The sequence below is a fragment of the Deltaproteobacteria bacterium genome (assembly GCA_013151235.1).
GTDB lineage: Bacteria > CG2-30-53-67 > CG2-30-53-67 > CG2-30-53-67 > CG2-30-53-67 > JAADIO01.
Map to the genome: position 1 here is coordinate 1 of JAADIO010000012.1, position 13,416 is coordinate 13,416.

14 protein-coding genes are annotated in these 13,416 nt (G+C 51.2%); all 14 read right to left on the bottom strand.

The genetic code is table 11. The features are described from left to right. Positions 1-69: 69 nt before the first annotated feature. The 14 genes from GXP58_02545 to GXP58_02610 all read right to left on the bottom strand — a co-directional run bounded on the left by GXP58_02545 (position 70) and on the right by GXP58_02610 (position 13,020). Positions 70-378 carry a GIY-YIG nuclease family protein gene (locus GXP58_02545; GenBank protein NOY52481.1) on the bottom strand — a complete coding sequence of 103 codons (309 nt, stop codon included), beginning with the start codon at positions 376-378 and terminating at the stop codon, positions 70-72. A 236-nt stretch (positions 379-614) separates the two neighbouring features. Continuing rightward, positions 615-1,532, bottom strand: a complete 918-nt coding sequence (locus GXP58_02550) for a radical SAM protein (protein ID NOY52482.1) — start codon at positions 1,530-1,532, stop codon at positions 615-617. Positions 1,533-1,675: 143 nt separating this feature from the next. Continuing rightward, the gene (locus tag GXP58_02555; protein ID NOY52483.1) at positions 1,676-2,065 is read right to left on the bottom strand and encodes a type II toxin-antitoxin system VapC family toxin; all 390 of its coding nucleotides are present in this window, start codon (positions 2,063-2,065) and stop codon (positions 1,676-1,678) included. Further along, a complete protein-coding gene (locus GXP58_02560) occupies positions 2,062-2,313 on the bottom strand; it encodes a hypothetical protein (GenBank protein NOY52484.1) in 252 nt (83 codons plus the stop codon). Before GXP58_02560 ends, GXP58_02555 begins: the two co-directional genes overlap by 4 nt. A 52-nt stretch (positions 2,314-2,365) precedes the next feature. After that, complete coding sequence (locus GXP58_02565) at positions 2,366-3,289, bottom strand: hypothetical protein (GenBank protein ID NOY52485.1); 924 nt, start codon at positions 3,287-3,289, stop codon at positions 2,366-2,368. A gap of 122 nt (positions 3,290-3,411) precedes the next feature. Beyond that, entirely contained in the window at positions 3,412-3,648 is a 237-nt protein-coding gene (locus GXP58_02570; protein ID NOY52486.1) for a type II toxin-antitoxin system MqsA family antitoxin, read from the bottom strand. Next, a complete protein-coding gene (locus tag GXP58_02575) occupies positions 3,645-3,959 on the bottom strand; it encodes a DUF4258 domain-containing protein (protein ID NOY52487.1) in 315 nt (104 codons plus the stop codon). Before GXP58_02575 ends, GXP58_02570 begins: the two co-directional genes overlap by 4 nt. A 48-nt stretch (positions 3,960-4,007) precedes the next feature. Then, complete coding sequence (locus GXP58_02580; GenBank protein ID NOY52488.1) at positions 4,008-4,958, bottom strand: SDR family oxidoreductase; 951 nt, start codon at positions 4,956-4,958, stop codon at positions 4,008-4,010. A gap of 126 nt (positions 4,959-5,084) precedes the next feature. After that, positions 5,085-7,037 (bottom strand): polysaccharide biosynthesis protein, encoded by a 1,953-nt coding sequence (locus tag GXP58_02585; protein NOY52489.1) that lies wholly within the window; start codon positions 7,035-7,037, stop codon positions 5,085-5,087. A gap of 778 nt (positions 7,038-7,815) precedes the next feature. Then, a complete protein-coding gene (locus GXP58_02590; protein ID NOY52490.1) occupies positions 7,816-8,544 on the bottom strand; it encodes a sugar transferase in 729 nt (242 codons plus the stop codon). Further along, the gene (locus tag GXP58_02595) at positions 8,541-9,530 is read right to left on the bottom strand and encodes an alpha-ketoacid dehydrogenase subunit beta (protein ID NOY52491.1); all 990 of its coding nucleotides are present in this window, start codon (positions 9,528-9,530) and stop codon (positions 8,541-8,543) included. The genes GXP58_02590 and GXP58_02595 overlap by 4 nt, the downstream gene beginning before the upstream one ends. Further along, complete coding sequence (locus tag GXP58_02600) at positions 9,505-10,494, bottom strand: thiamine pyrophosphate-dependent dehydrogenase E1 component subunit alpha (GenBank protein ID NOY52492.1); 990 nt, start codon at positions 10,492-10,494, stop codon at positions 9,505-9,507. The genes GXP58_02595 and GXP58_02600 overlap by 26 nt, the downstream gene beginning before the upstream one ends. Positions 10,495-10,536: 42 nt before the next feature. Next, a complete protein-coding gene (locus tag GXP58_02605) occupies positions 10,537-11,565 on the bottom strand; it encodes a DegT/DnrJ/EryC1/StrS family aminotransferase (GenBank protein NOY52493.1) in 1,029 nt (342 codons plus the stop codon). Positions 11,566-11,958: 393 nt separating this feature from the next. Further along, positions 11,959-13,020: a glycosyltransferase family 2 protein gene (locus GXP58_02610; GenBank protein NOY52494.1), complete on the bottom strand. Its 1,062-nt coding sequence runs from the start codon at positions 13,018-13,020 to the stop codon at positions 11,959-11,961. Positions 13,021-13,416: the final 396 nt, after the last annotated feature.

A 13,416-nucleotide genomic window follows, 5' to 3' on the forward strand; every position in this document is an offset into this window, starting at 1 on the left:
AACTTCCCAATCCCACATCATTTAAGGTGGGGCAGGAGTACTTTTTTTTCTTGACAACTGTCAACCATATCAGCCTGTCGAACCATGAACGCTTCCCCCCTTCCTGCTTCTTGACAATCGAGACAACTCAGTCCAATCTCCGTTGATCAAAGCTTCCTTTTTCTTACGGCTCCATCCCTTGATCTGTCTTTCTCTGGATAACGCTTCATCACGCGTAGGGAATTCCTCACAAAACATAAGCACAACAGGAAGCCTTTTGATTGTGTAGCATTGAATAACTCCTTGCTGGTGTTCTGCAATACGCTTTTCAAGATTGTCCGTGTGGCCGGTATAATAAGAACCACCCGAACATTTCAGTATATAGACCCAGAAAGCCATACATTCTCCCGGAATGAGCCACTCCGTTCACCCTTCGACACGCTCAGGGCGAACGGAACCAAATATCCTTTTCAGTTTCCGTTCATGTGCTTCTCGGACCAATCGACCGTTCGTGGTGAGCTTGTCGAACCATGGACGGTTCACCCTTCGACGAGCTCAGGACAGGCCCTTCGACACGCTCAGGGCGAACGGAGTTATGTGCCTCTACCCCTTGTCGCCTTCATGCTGCGGGGTTGTCACTCCGCAATCCGGCAATTCCGGCAGGCAGGTATTTCGTTCCTCCTCTTCGACAAAAACAGTTTTCGAACCTCCCGGAATCTCTCCCCCTGCCAGATCGAATGCAGACTCTCTTCGTGAAGATCCCCCATGATCATTTTTCTTTTATAATCGACACAGCAAAGGACCACCTTGCCGTCAAAGGTGACGACCGCCGTATTGAAGGGACGCTTGCATGCATCATAGGGAAGCAACTCCTCTGTGGCAATCGTATCATCGGTCTCACCACTCCGGTTCTCGTAGTCGAGGAGCCGGGCCTTCACACCCAGACCTTTCCAATAAGAAAGCGCCTCTTCCACTTCCGGAGCAACAATCTTTGTCCGGACCATGGTCACCGTAATCTCCGGAACCTTTTTGCCCCGCTTCCGCACATACCGAATCAGGTGTTCCACATTTCCCCTGGTCTTCTCGAAATTTAGTCCCGGCATGGAGGCCTCATAAACCTTTTTCGAGATCCCCTGAAAAGAGATATTGATTTCATTCAGCAGACCGCCGTCAACGAGGACGGCAACCTTCTCTTCCGTCAGGAGCGACCCGTTCGTCGTCAGGTTGATACGAGTCGCCGGTGCGTGTTCATGGATGTATTGCAACCGTTCAATCAGGCGGGGATCAAGAAGCGGTTCATTCAGGAAGCAAGGGATCAGGTTTTGAGGCCGGAAGCGTGCAATTTCGTCGACAACCTTCCGGAAGATTTTCTCTTCCATCCTCCCCTTCGGAAGAGAATCCTTTACCTCCTCGTAAGGGCAGAAGACGCAGAGACCGTTACAGCCGGAGGAGGTCTCCAGCAGGACTGTTTCGGGAAAAGCGGGGACGGGCTTCAAAAAAAGTCGTCCGATGAAACCGGGCGCTTCTTCAGGAAGGTAATAACGTAACGTCATCGGTCACCCGGTTGCCGTTCCGGAACATTCGGATCTTCCTCCACGAAGACCTCCCACAGACCCTCGTCCAGCCGGAAGAGGAAATCGGCACGGGTGTATTTCATGTTCGTCATCTTCGCAAAAGGAACGGCTCACCTCGCCCTTTAAAGAATCGTTGTAACCAACCCTAAGATCTTTTCAAAATGACGATCCATCGTTATTAATTCCGCCCCATGTTCCAGGGTCTGCGCTGCAATCCAAATATCATTCGTCGGTATCGGGGTGCCGTGATTCTTCAGCTTTGCAGCGATCCTTGCATAACGGTCGGCAGTCACTTCACCAACCGGAACGGTTTCCACGGCTTCATGTTGAAGGAAACGGTCCAAATCCGTCATATTCTCCTTAAACTTCGTTCCGTTTCGGAAACCGAACATTAACTCTCCCAGGACCACAGATGAGACCAGAATCGATTCCGACCGGACGATGATATCCACCACCTCCGGGTCACCGCGCTTGAAACCGACATAGGCGCTTGTGTCCAGCAGGATCTTCATTTCCACATCTCTTCATCAATCTGTTCACAAGACTGTATCGATTCTATAAATTCGGACGCCTCCTGCTCCGACCAACCACCCGCTAATTCAACTAATGTATTTTTTGCTCTTTTCCCCTTTGTATACCCGGCACTCCGATAGAGGATATCCAGGATCACCCCGTTTAAAGACCTCCCCGATTCTTTTGCCCTTCTTCTTATTTCCTTTTCCAGTTCCGGATCCAGGCCTCGCAAGGTAATCTGCCCCATGATTCACCTCATGATTCATAATGAGTCATAATACACCTCATTGAGCGGTATGTCAAACCAATCCTTTCCGCCTCTCGGCAGCTCCGCGAATCGGCTTAGCCGGCCCCCTGCGGGCCAGCATCTTTTCCGTATGGGCGGCAATACGGAGGGTCTTGCTCTCGATCTTCCGGATCAGGTCCTTATCCAATTCCGTCAGCCTCGTCCGCCCCAGGTAGGCATGGATAAACCGCATCCGGTCGGTTCGGGTCAGACAGGAAAGCTGCAAGGCCGAGAAGTTGATCTGGGAGAGGTCCTTGAGGATACGGGAGGAGCGCGGTCGGCGGCTTTCCCGTACCCGCTGCAGATCGATCAGGTGGAGCGTGAAAGCATCATCGTCCGGCTGGATGAAGATGTGCCCGAGATAGAAATCCTGGTGGTAAAAACCGTTCCGGTGGAACCTCGCCGCCCAGCAGGCCGTCTCACTGATGATCCGCCGTTTGTATGCAAGTACCTTCCGGGAGAGGGGCGGCCGACCGAACCGGTCTGGCAGGAAATGTTCGAGCTTCTCCGCACCGTAGAGATGCTCCGTTACGGTAATCTCTCGATAGGGAAGTCCCCACTTCCGTACGGACCCGAAGGCGACCGGCGTCATGGTATGGATCCCCAATTCCTCCAGGCGGAGGATCTTCTCCCACTCGTTCTTCGCGCCGTCCCGAATGGCCAGACCGGTGAAGATCGACTTGAGCCGCGTCTCAAGGGGAGGGAAGTGCCGCTTGACATGCAGGATATGCTCTTTCCCGGCCCGGTCCTGCAGGGTTATCCGGTAAACGGAACGGAATCGGTTCTTCTTGAACTGCTCGCCGCCGGGATAATCGTAGAGACGGGAGAAAGAGGCAAGACCGTTGCGGTCGAGAAGGTCCAGAAAGGCGGGATGGATGGAAAGTCCATCCTCCCGGGTGAAGTCAATGGGCGTCATCATCTTCTCGGTTGCGATCAACTCCTCATCTTAATGGGAAAAAGAAACATTTGAACTTCCGCTGGGGGAGAGGGAGAGGGGGGGGAATCTTGGCTGCTACAGGAACTCCCTGAAACAGGGAATCGTTTTTTACAGTCCATCTCTTATGCAGACAAAGTGGTGATTTCAACCGTATTTTGCTTCTCACGAGCTCTTTCAACGATTTTTTCAAGTTTAGAAGCAATAGAATCGTTAATCCAATCCGCGCCACACTGCGAACAAACCGTTGCAGGCACCTGACGAACCACTACAACACCGAATCCCATATCAACGGTAAATGTAGTTTTCCCGGCTTTCTTGTGTCCCCCACACAAAGGACATTTTCCCGGCGATTGATTCATCTTAATCTCCTTGTTTTGTAATCTGCCTTAAAGTGCTCAAGATCCGGTCTGTAGGCAGTTATGACAAAAACGCAATCAGAGTTCGCATCATAAGCGGCCACAACATGAAAGGGCTTTTTCGCAATCCACCCGAGGAACAGCCCGGACGGCAATGGCTTGTCATCAGGATACATCTCAATTATCTCCCCAGATGACAAAACTTCTTTAACAATCGTCGTCGAAATCCCCCGTTGCAACATACGTTCAAGTGCATGTCTCTGCCACTCTATCCGTTTTTTCTCTACTGACTTCCTAATTCTATCAATGTCCATTGACAATCGCAATTCCTATTATCTCACAACATACATCCTGCGTGGATCCTAAAGGAACTCCCTGAAATAGGGGATCGTTTTTTGCAATCCTTCTTCAAGAGTGACTCCCGGTTCCCACCCGAGATGTTTCTTCGCCAACGAGATGTCCGGTTGCCGCCGCACCGGGTCGTCCTCCGGGAGGGGTTTATAAACAATCTTCGACTGCGAGCCGGTCAGTTCAATCACCTTCTCCGCCAATTCCAGGATCGTAAATTCCACGGGATTGCCCAGGTTGACCGGTCCGGTGAATTCATCAGGGCTCTCCATCAGTCGGAGAAACCCCTTGATCAGGTCATCAACGTAACAGAAACTTCGCGTCTGACTTCCATCCCCGTAAATCGTAATATCCTCACCTTTCAGGGCCTGTATAATAAAATTGCTCACTACCCGCCCGTCGTTGGGATACATATTCGGACCGTAGGTGTTGAAGATCCTGGCCACCTTAATGGGCAGGTTATGCTGCCGCCGGTAATCGAAGAAGAGCGTCTCGGCACACCGTTTTCCCTCATCATAACAGCTTCGATGACCGATCGGATTGACGTGGCCCCAGTAATTCTCGATCTGGGGATGGACCTCCGGGTCGCCATAGACCTCGGATGTCGAGGCCTGGAAGATCTTCGCCCGCACCCGCTTGGCCAGGCCCAACATATTGATCGCTCCATGAACGGAAGTCTTTGTCGTCTGAACCGGGTCGAACTGGTAGTGAATCGGAGACGCCGGACAGGCCAGGTTGTAGATCTCGTCCACCTCCACGTAGAGGGGGAAAGTCACGTCGTGGCGCATCAGCTCAAATGCCGGATTCGCAATAAGTTCCGCTACATTGGTCCGCCGGCCGGTGAAAAAATTGTCCACACAGAGAACCTCATGCCCTTCATGCAAAAGCCGTTTACAAAGATGGGAACCGAGGAAGCCTGCCCCACCTGTGACCAGAACCCGTTTCGTGGAATCATAGTTTTTCATTTCAGGGTGACTCCTTCTATTTCCCCCTTTGGATAAAGGGGAGCAAGGGGGGATTCATCATGGGCGAACGTTACAGAGTCCGGCTCTCCCCAGGAAGAGAAGGCCGGGATGAGAGAAGGGCCGTTTCTACTGCTCCCGTACCGTCCCGATGGACGCCCGGCTTTCCTTACGGGTTTTCGTCTCGGATAAGAGATCCGGGAGGGCATCTCGGTAGGATTGATCATAGGAGGGAACAAGGTCCTGTAACAGGTTCCTGATTTCGGCCCAACGTTGCTGAGCAATCAAATCCTGGAACAAGAGTACCTTCGAATGAAAATGCTCGGAATCATGGAAGTCTTCCCGTACCACAAAAATCTTCGGATGGAGGGTCCGGACCGAACCCTCCTCGTCGGTCAAAAGCTCCTCATAAAGCTTTTCCCCGGGCCGGACGCCGGTATAGACAATCCGGATATCCACATCAGGTTCCAGACCGTTGAGCCGGATCATCTCCCTGGCCATATCGACGATCTTGATCGGGTCCCCCATATCAAGGAGGAAAACCTCCCCCCCCTCCCCCATGGCAGCAGCCTGAAGGATCAGGATACATGCTTCGGGAATACTCATGAAATAACGCTGCATCTCTTTGTGCGTCACCGTTACCGGACCACCGTTTCGAATCTGCTCTTCAAAGATCGGGATGGCGCTTCCCCGGCTCCCGACAACGTTCCCGAACCGGACGGAGCTGAAGAGCGTCCGCCCCTGGGCATTGAGTGTTTTGACAATTTTCTCGGCTACCCGTTTGGAGGCCCCCATCACGTTCGTCGGATGGACGGCCTTGTCCGTTGAAACCATCACGAATTTTTTCACCCCGCAGGCAATGGCCGTCTCCGCCACAATCTTTGTCCCGAAGATATTGACCTTCACCGCCTCCTCGGGATACCGTTCCATCATGGGAACATGCTTGTATGCCGCCGCATGAAAAACAAAATCCGGAATGTTATCCTGAAAAACCGTCTCGATCTTCTCGCGGTCCCGGATGTCCGCCACTACAGGCAGTACGGAAGTTCCCCCCTCTCTTCCGCATAACTCCAGTTCGATCCTGTGCAGTTCGGTCTCATCCGTATCCAGGGCAATAATCTTCCCCGGCCGGAACACCAGTAACTGCCGCACCAGTTCCGAGCCGATCGACCCGCCTGCCCCCGTTACCAGTACGCTTTTCCCCCGTAGGAAGTCAGTCACCATCTCCACATCGATCGTCGCCTGTTCCCGTCCGAGGATATCTTCAATGCGGATCTCCTTGATATCGGACAGTGATACATTCCCATAAACCAGTTCGTTCAGACCGGGAATGATCTTGACCTCGCCCACACCGGACCGCCTGACGAATCCGAGGATTTCCCGGATCTGCACGGAAGAAGCGGAAGGAATCGCAATCAGTACAAGATCAATATCCAGGCGCTTCACCACGGAATCGATCCCGCTGCGTCCACCGCACACCTTGATCCCCTGAATAAAGACCCCGGCCTTTGCCGGATCATCATCAATAAATCCCACCGGAAGATATGGACAATCCTTCTGCCTCCGCATATCCCGCACGATCTGTTCACCGGCATTCCCGGCGCCGACAATCAAAGTCCTTTTCCTGCCGCCTCTATGCATCCCGCTCCGTGTCTGACAATAGACCCGTTTCGACGAGCGGAACATCACAATCAGCAACAGGGTCAGGACCGAATCCATAAAGGGGATGGAGCGGGGATAGCCCTGGAAGAGCCGGTGGGTCCAGAACATGAAGATCAACCCCATCAGAACGAGGAAGCTGATCGTCACCCCCTTGAGAATGTCGATCAACTCATAGAATCCTACATAGGACCAGCTCATTTTATACATGCGGCAGGAATAGAAAACAGCGTATTTCACCAGAATGAAAACCGGAAGAGACCAGTAAAATTGCTGTAATGCCCGCCCCGTCATCACCCCGTCGAAGCGGAGCATAAAGGCAAGGTAGAGCGACAGGGCAATGAGCACGCCATCGCCCAAAAGAAAAAACAGGGTCCGATTGAGTGTTGTCCTTTTGAGGAAAGCAGATCCGGGCATCTTCATATTCCAATCACCTTATCTCAAGAATATCCAAAAGAGTCACTGACAGGCATTGCGATTAGAATCATCATAGCACCGAAAATAACGATGTCAAGAAGGGATGAACGGAACATCGGCGAGACATTTCCGCAACGGAACCGGCAAGGTGACGTACAAATTACTCAATACATTGAGTAATTTTACTCAAAGAAACAACATTGATGAAGTCGTAAAAAGTCGTTTTACGGAATATCAATCACTTACACCGTTCGCCCTGAGCAGGCCTGTGCTGAGTTTATCGAAGCATCGAAGGGCCTTCCGAACTTATTCAAGACCGTCACAATTCCCGAACAGGGCTTTTACGCTGAAGACTTGATCGCCTCAACAGAAACCTTGTACCCCAACCTGCACAAGTATTCGTGGCAATCGTCCCAGGTAAGACCGAATTCCTTGACATCAGCCAAACCGATATGTCTCAGGATATCCCCGACACCATTTTTACATATTTGCCACAAATTACTCAATACGTCGAGTATTTTCACTCACGTAATCAGAGATACCACCCGCCTTGAAGCGGTCGAAGAAGTAGAAGTTTACTCAAATCAATCTGCCTCCCCCACGAAAGACTCTTCCACCTTATTTTCAATGAAAAGTTATCGTAGATCGACGTGGCATAAGACCGCTTGACCAGGAAGAATGACCGGAAGGAGATAAAGAGAGACCTCAAGCAGGATATTGATGACCTTGGCAGCCCGTCGTTTCACAGACACGGACGAAAGTAGCACCGAACCGATCGAATTCTTCATCCGCGACACCGCACAACCCGGTCCGCACCCGGAGGTGGATATGGTGTCAAGGCATCCTCTCTGCAAGCAACCCGGAGCAACTGCTCATCAGCCCCCAACATTCTCAACACCCGCTGCAGTCCGCGCAAGGCCAGGGGACGGGAGAAAACCGCCACAACAGTCAACAGAATGAGCTTTAAATCGATCCAGGAATTCCCGTTCCGGACATAAAGCAGCGAAAGCCTGCTTTTCCATGGCCGGATCACCTGATTATACTTGAGGTCGGGATCGTCACTTCCTGCCAGGATTTCTCCTTCGTCGGAAAATACGATCGAGGCAGGATCCGTAATCCCCGGACGTACATCAAGCAGGTGTCGCTCCTCTTCGGTATAGAGGGCTACTTCCCTCTCGACGTTCGGCCGTGGACCGACAAAACTCATATCGCCCCACAGCACATTCCAGAGTTGGGACAACTCGTCGATCTTGAACCGGCGTATCATCCTGCCTACAGGGGTTATACGAAAATCATTGGAGGAGGTGGAATCAACACCCGCCTTATCCGCGTCCACAACCATGGATCTTAGTTTCACCATATTGAAGAGTCTGCCGTTTCTCCCAACTCGTGGTGCGATATAAAACGGAGATCGGAAATCCTGGAACCACACGGCAAGAATGAAAACAAGCAAAACAGGGAAAACAACAATCAGCCCTAAAAATGCCATGACAAAATCATAAAACCGCTTCATCGGCGTGAAAGTTCGAAGATGGCTTCTGTGATCTGATTCCGCCTGATGTAATACACGTCTTCAAGATGCCTGTTCGCAGGCGCAGGCACATCCGGCAGGGCAAGGCGTTGCACAGGCGCTTTCAGATCATGAAAAGCCTTCTCGGAAACCAATGCGGCAATTTCGGCGGAAATCCCAAAACTTTTCCAACCTCCATCCACCACCAACAGCCTGCCGGTTTTGGCAACCGAGTTGAGTATACATTCTTCATCAAGAGGCTTGATCGTTCTAAGATCAATGATCTCAACACTTGGTCCTTTTTCATCTAGTGCCTTGACAGCCTCAAACGATTCATACGCCACATAAGAAGATGTCACAAGGGTGATATCGGAACCGGATTTCCGCACAACGGCCTTGCCGATCTCCACCTCGTACAACTCTTCCGGCACATAATCCGCAATACCATAGAGCCACCTGTCATCCATGAAAACCACCGGATCGGGATCACGGATCGCGGCAACCATCAACCCCTTGGCATCGTAAGGAGTGGCCGGCATGACCACCTTCAAACCGGGAATATGGGCAAACAGGGAGTGAAACGCCTGTGAATGCTGCGCCGCCTGTTCTCCCCCTCGGTTGATAATACCCCAGATAACCACAGGAACGGAGCTGCGACCTCCATTCATGTAATACCAGTTTGCCGCCTGGTTGATCACCGGATCCAGTGCATAGAGCATGAAATCGACCCGGGGATGCACCACCACGGCCTTCATTCCGGCAATAGACGCCCCCACCGCGGCGCCGGTTATCGCGTTTTCGGATACCGGGGTATCAATAACCCGCATCTCTCCGAAAACATCCAGAAGGCCGGTGCAAGTCTGCCCCACATACCACGGGCTCTTGAGTCCCTGGCCAATCAGAAAAACGGAATCATCGGACTCCATCATCTGACGCAACCCTTCATTTATTGCCAATGCATAATTAAGAGACCGGCTTGCTGAAGACATATTTTGCCAACTCCCGTGGATCGGGGTTACCCGTTCCCAATGCGAGATCGTGAGCCTTCGACACTTCTACGCTCACACTCTTGTCAATAGTGTCCAATTCATCCTTAGATACCATCTTGTCATGTATCAGATAATCCCGAAAGACAGGGATCGGATCTTTCTTTTTCCATTCTTCCACTTCCCGATGAGGCCTGATATCGGTATGGTCCCCCTGGATATTGTCATCCGGGCCGACGTGCCCCCTTAACCGGTAGGTCGTAAATTCCAGGAAAACCGGGCCCTGCCCCTCACGGCAATCCGTCACTGCCCTGCGCGCCGCCTCGTAAACAGCAAGCACGTCGTTGCCATCCACCCGCTCCGACCGGATATCGAACGGTTCCGCGCTCTCGAAAATGGATTTCCTGCTCCTGGTTTCCTGGATCGGCATGTGCGTTGCGTAAAAATTATTCTCACAGACAAACAGGAGGGGCAATTTATGAAGGCTTGCAAAATTCATGGCCTCGTACAGAACCCCTTCTCCCGCAGCACCATCCCCGAAGTACGCAACCGTAACCGTATTCCCCCCCCGGATACGATCGGCAAGGGCCGCACCGAGCGCAAGAGAGATTGTCCCTGCCACAATCGGCGCCGACCCCAGGAATCCACTTTCCGGATCAATCAGGTGCATGGAACCGCCACGCCCCACGGAGCAGCCGCCCTCCTTACAGTAGACCTCGGCCACCAGTTTGCGCAGATCTCCTCCTTTGGCCAGGAAGTGTCCGTGGGAGCGATGGGTACCGAAGACCTTGTCCGTGTGATGGAGATTGGCACTCACCCCCGCCGCAATCGCCTCCTGGCCGGAATAAAGGTGGACGGGGCACCTGATCTCGCCGCTTCGTATAGGTTCCACGAAACTCTCTTCACAGGCCCGGATCATCACCATCATTCGGTAAAGAGAGAGAAAAAATTCTTTTTTGTATGTCATATGACACCCTCAGAGTAGTCAGAGCGCGTAATGTGTACGCTATTATCCCCGATAAAATTTCACAATACAATCACAAACATAATGAACATCATCATCCGCAAGAGAGGTATTCATGGGAAGGAGGAAACACCTCTCGAAGAAACGATCCGTCTTCGGGAGATGGTATGCAGGAAGACTGAGTCCCTTGAACTGGTGTACTGGAGTCCCGTTCCACTGGATGATCGTCCCTACACCATGCTCATCCAGAAAGCCCCTGAGTTCATCCCGCCTTCCTGCTTCCACTTCGTAATTCTGATAAATATCAAAATGCGGGCCTTCCTCGTCAGGCCCCGGAGGCAGGGTCATATCCTCGATCTCACATAACCTTTCCTGATAGAGCCGAGCGATTTGACGCCGCCGATCGATCTCCTCCGGATAATGTTTGAGCTTCACCAACAATACGGCAGCCTGAATATTGTCCAACCGGGAATTGATCCCCCAACGCACCACCTGTCCGTCACTGTTCCGCCCGTGATCCCGCATCTCATAAAGCCTTTCGTACATCTCATCATCATCGGTGAACAAGAGACCACCGTCTCCGAAACACCCCAGGACCTTGGCGGGATACAAACTGATGGAACCTGCCGAACCGAATGTTCCTGCACATTGCCCCTTGAATTTGGACCCCAAGGCCTGGGCCGCATCTTCAATGATGACTAATCCGTGTCTGTCGGCAATATCCTGCAGGGCATCCATCTTTGCCGTCCTGCCGTTTAATTGAGTCGGCATAATCACACGGGTCCGTGAGGTAATCGCCGCCTCAACCGCCTCCGGATCAACCGTCCTGTCCGGCAGGCATTCCACAAGCACCGGTTTTGCTCCTGCGAAATGGGCCGCTGCGGCAGTGGCAATATAGGTATGCGATGCCATAATCACTTCGTCGCCCGGCGCAACATTCACTGCCAACAAGGCCAGATACAGGGAATCCGTACCATTGGCAACACCGACACAATGCTTTGCACCCACAAATTCTTTCACTGCATTTTCAAATTCATCGATTTCCTGTTGCAAGATAAAGGCCCCTCGCTCCATGACAGAGGTCAGAACCGGCAACAATTCATCCCGATACTGTTGATAAACATGCGCATAGTTGAAGAACGGAACTCTTTTCAATGTGCCTCCCCATATTTCGTCTACTTCAAACCTATAGACTATTATGTATTCTTAATACATACACCAACATGGCCAACCAGGAAAGGGAAAAGACTCGCACGGGGAGATCATCTCCATGGGGATAGCCCGAAACGTTTTAATCCAGGCACGCCTGTTCGCACAAGACTGAAACAATACCTCCCGCTTCAACAGCAGATCATTACGGTGCTCCGACTCACCTTCATAGTATTAATTATAGATCTCTGCCGTTTTACTCTCTGCACTCAATCTTGCATCAGAAAACATATTCGCAGATCCCAGATTCTTCGGAGATCACATCTGAGGCCATGCCCGGTATCGACCGGCGCCCGGCCATGGTTCTTTTATCCTTTGAACAGGAGAAGTGCGAGTTGCAATCCGTATCAGGCCCCACAGGACACCAAACCCATGCAGAAAATGATACATAAAAAAACATACCGGAAGTGAAAGAAGGTGCAAAGGTTCACGATAACGTTTTGCCTGTTGAAAAGCCGAGGATATAGCCAAAATTCCATAAAGCATCATAACCGCCAGAAAGGGCAACTGAACCCACGGTATCAACGACCACAAAACAAGACCGGACAAAATACCGGCTGAGAACAATCCGGTAATCGCATGTCGCGGAGCAAAGGCATAAGGTGCCACCCACCACAGATATGCATTATACGGCGCTTCCTTTGTTATCTGCTTTTTGTAGAAACTATATAGGCCAGGTTGATTATGGTAATAGACTCTGATATTAGGGTTCAACCAAACCTTTCCACCCGCAGCGATAATACGCCGGTTTATTTCGTAGTCCTGTGCGCGTACAAGCCTCTCATCGTATAAGCCAATACGGTCGAAAATTTCTCTTTTGAAAAAACCAAAAGGGACCGTGTCGACTGCCTTCTCACTCGAATCCAAACGAAATCCAGAATTGCCCACACCGAAGCTGTGAGTCGTCAACGCCTGAACCACCCGGGCCGCATAGCCGAAATTCCCTGGTTTAGTAATGACCACTCCACCCACGTTATCCCCCCCGGTGCGCTTCGCTGTTTCCAGGCAAAGACGCAAATAATCACGAGGATAAAAAGAGTGGGCATCCAATCTGAGAATATAATCTCCCTTCCCTTGACGAATCACTATGTTCAATGCACAGGATTGAATTCGGCCGGGATTGTCCAACAAAACAATCTTAGAAAAACGTTGAGAGTAATCCTTCACAACACTACGTGTATGATCCAGCGACCCGCCATCTAACACGTAAATTGTGGAACAAACATGCTCAGGAAGTTCAAAAGCCAAAACAGAGTCCAGACAGCCTGAGATATAATGCTCTTCGTTGAGGACAGGGATGGCAATATCTATTGTTGTCATACGAGAGCATCAAGAGGCGATAAGGTTCTATACACTTTTGTTTGGGTAATAATTTTATGATAAGGCACTGTCGTCATTAAGAGAGGCATCTACATCTTCGACGGAGCGATAGAGATGTTCCACAAAGATATTATCCGGGGGACGGGCTCACCTGGCCATGCTGATCCGGATTGCGGATTTCTCAAAAAGAATGGCCTATAACGCTGGCTTGTAGTTCGCCCATGCATCATCAGCCCCTCAAGTTCTCAAGTTTTCGCTTTGTAGCCAACATTAATCTCCATGGATACCAGAGAGAAAACAGCGAATAAATACGTCTGGGGAAGGAAGGTCGTTTCAGCCCATCCTTGGTCAATTTCCAATCTGCATCACGTAAGGTCATCATGTTCGTCAAACCAC

Bases quoted from the DNA above. Each gene is read 5' to 3' on its own strand.
- GXP58_02545 (NOY52481.1), bottom strand. From the start codon at position 378: ATGGCTTTCTGGGTCTATATACTGAAATGTTCGGGTGGTTCTTATTAT.
- GXP58_02550 (NOY52482.1), bottom strand. From the start codon at position 1,532: ATGACGTTACGTTATTACCTTCCTGAAGAAGCGCCCGGTTTCATCGGA.
- GXP58_02555 (NOY52483.1), bottom strand. From the start codon at position 2,065: ATGAAGATCCTGCTGGACACAAGCGCCTATGTCGGTTTCAAGCGCGGT.
- GXP58_02560 (NOY52484.1), bottom strand. From the start codon at position 2,313: ATGGGGCAGATTACCTTGCGAGGCCTGGATCCGGAACTGGAAAAGGAA.
- GXP58_02570 (NOY52486.1), bottom strand. From the start codon at position 3,648: ATGAATCAATCGCCGGGAAAATGTCCTTTGTGTGGGGGACACAAGAAA.
- GXP58_02575 (NOY52487.1), bottom strand. From the start codon at position 3,959: ATGGACATTGATAGAATTAGGAAGTCAGTAGAGAAAAAACGGATAGAG.
- GXP58_02580 (NOY52488.1), bottom strand. From the start codon at position 4,958: ATGAAAAACTATGATTCCACGAAACGGGTTCTGGTCACAGGTGGGGCA.
- GXP58_02585 (NOY52489.1), bottom strand. From the start codon at position 7,037: ATGAAGATGCCCGGATCTGCTTTCCTCAAAAGGACAACACTCAATCGG.
- GXP58_02590 (NOY52490.1), bottom strand. From the start codon at position 8,544: ATGAAGCGGTTTTATGATTTTGTCATGGCATTTTTAGGGCTGATTGTT.
- GXP58_02595 (NOY52491.1), bottom strand. From the start codon at position 9,530: ATGTCTTCAGCAAGCCGGTCTCTTAATTATGCATTGGCAATAAATGAA.
- GXP58_02600 (NOY52492.1), bottom strand. From the start codon at position 10,494: ATGACATACAAAAAAGAATTTTTTCTCTCTCTTTACCGAATGATGGTG.
- GXP58_02605 (NOY52493.1), bottom strand. From the start codon at position 11,565: ATGGAGCGAGGGGCCTTTATCTTGCAACAGGAAATCGATGAATTTGAA.
- GXP58_02610 (NOY52494.1), bottom strand. From the start codon at position 13,020: ATGACAACAATAGATATTGCCATCCCTGTCCTCAACGAAGAGCATTAT.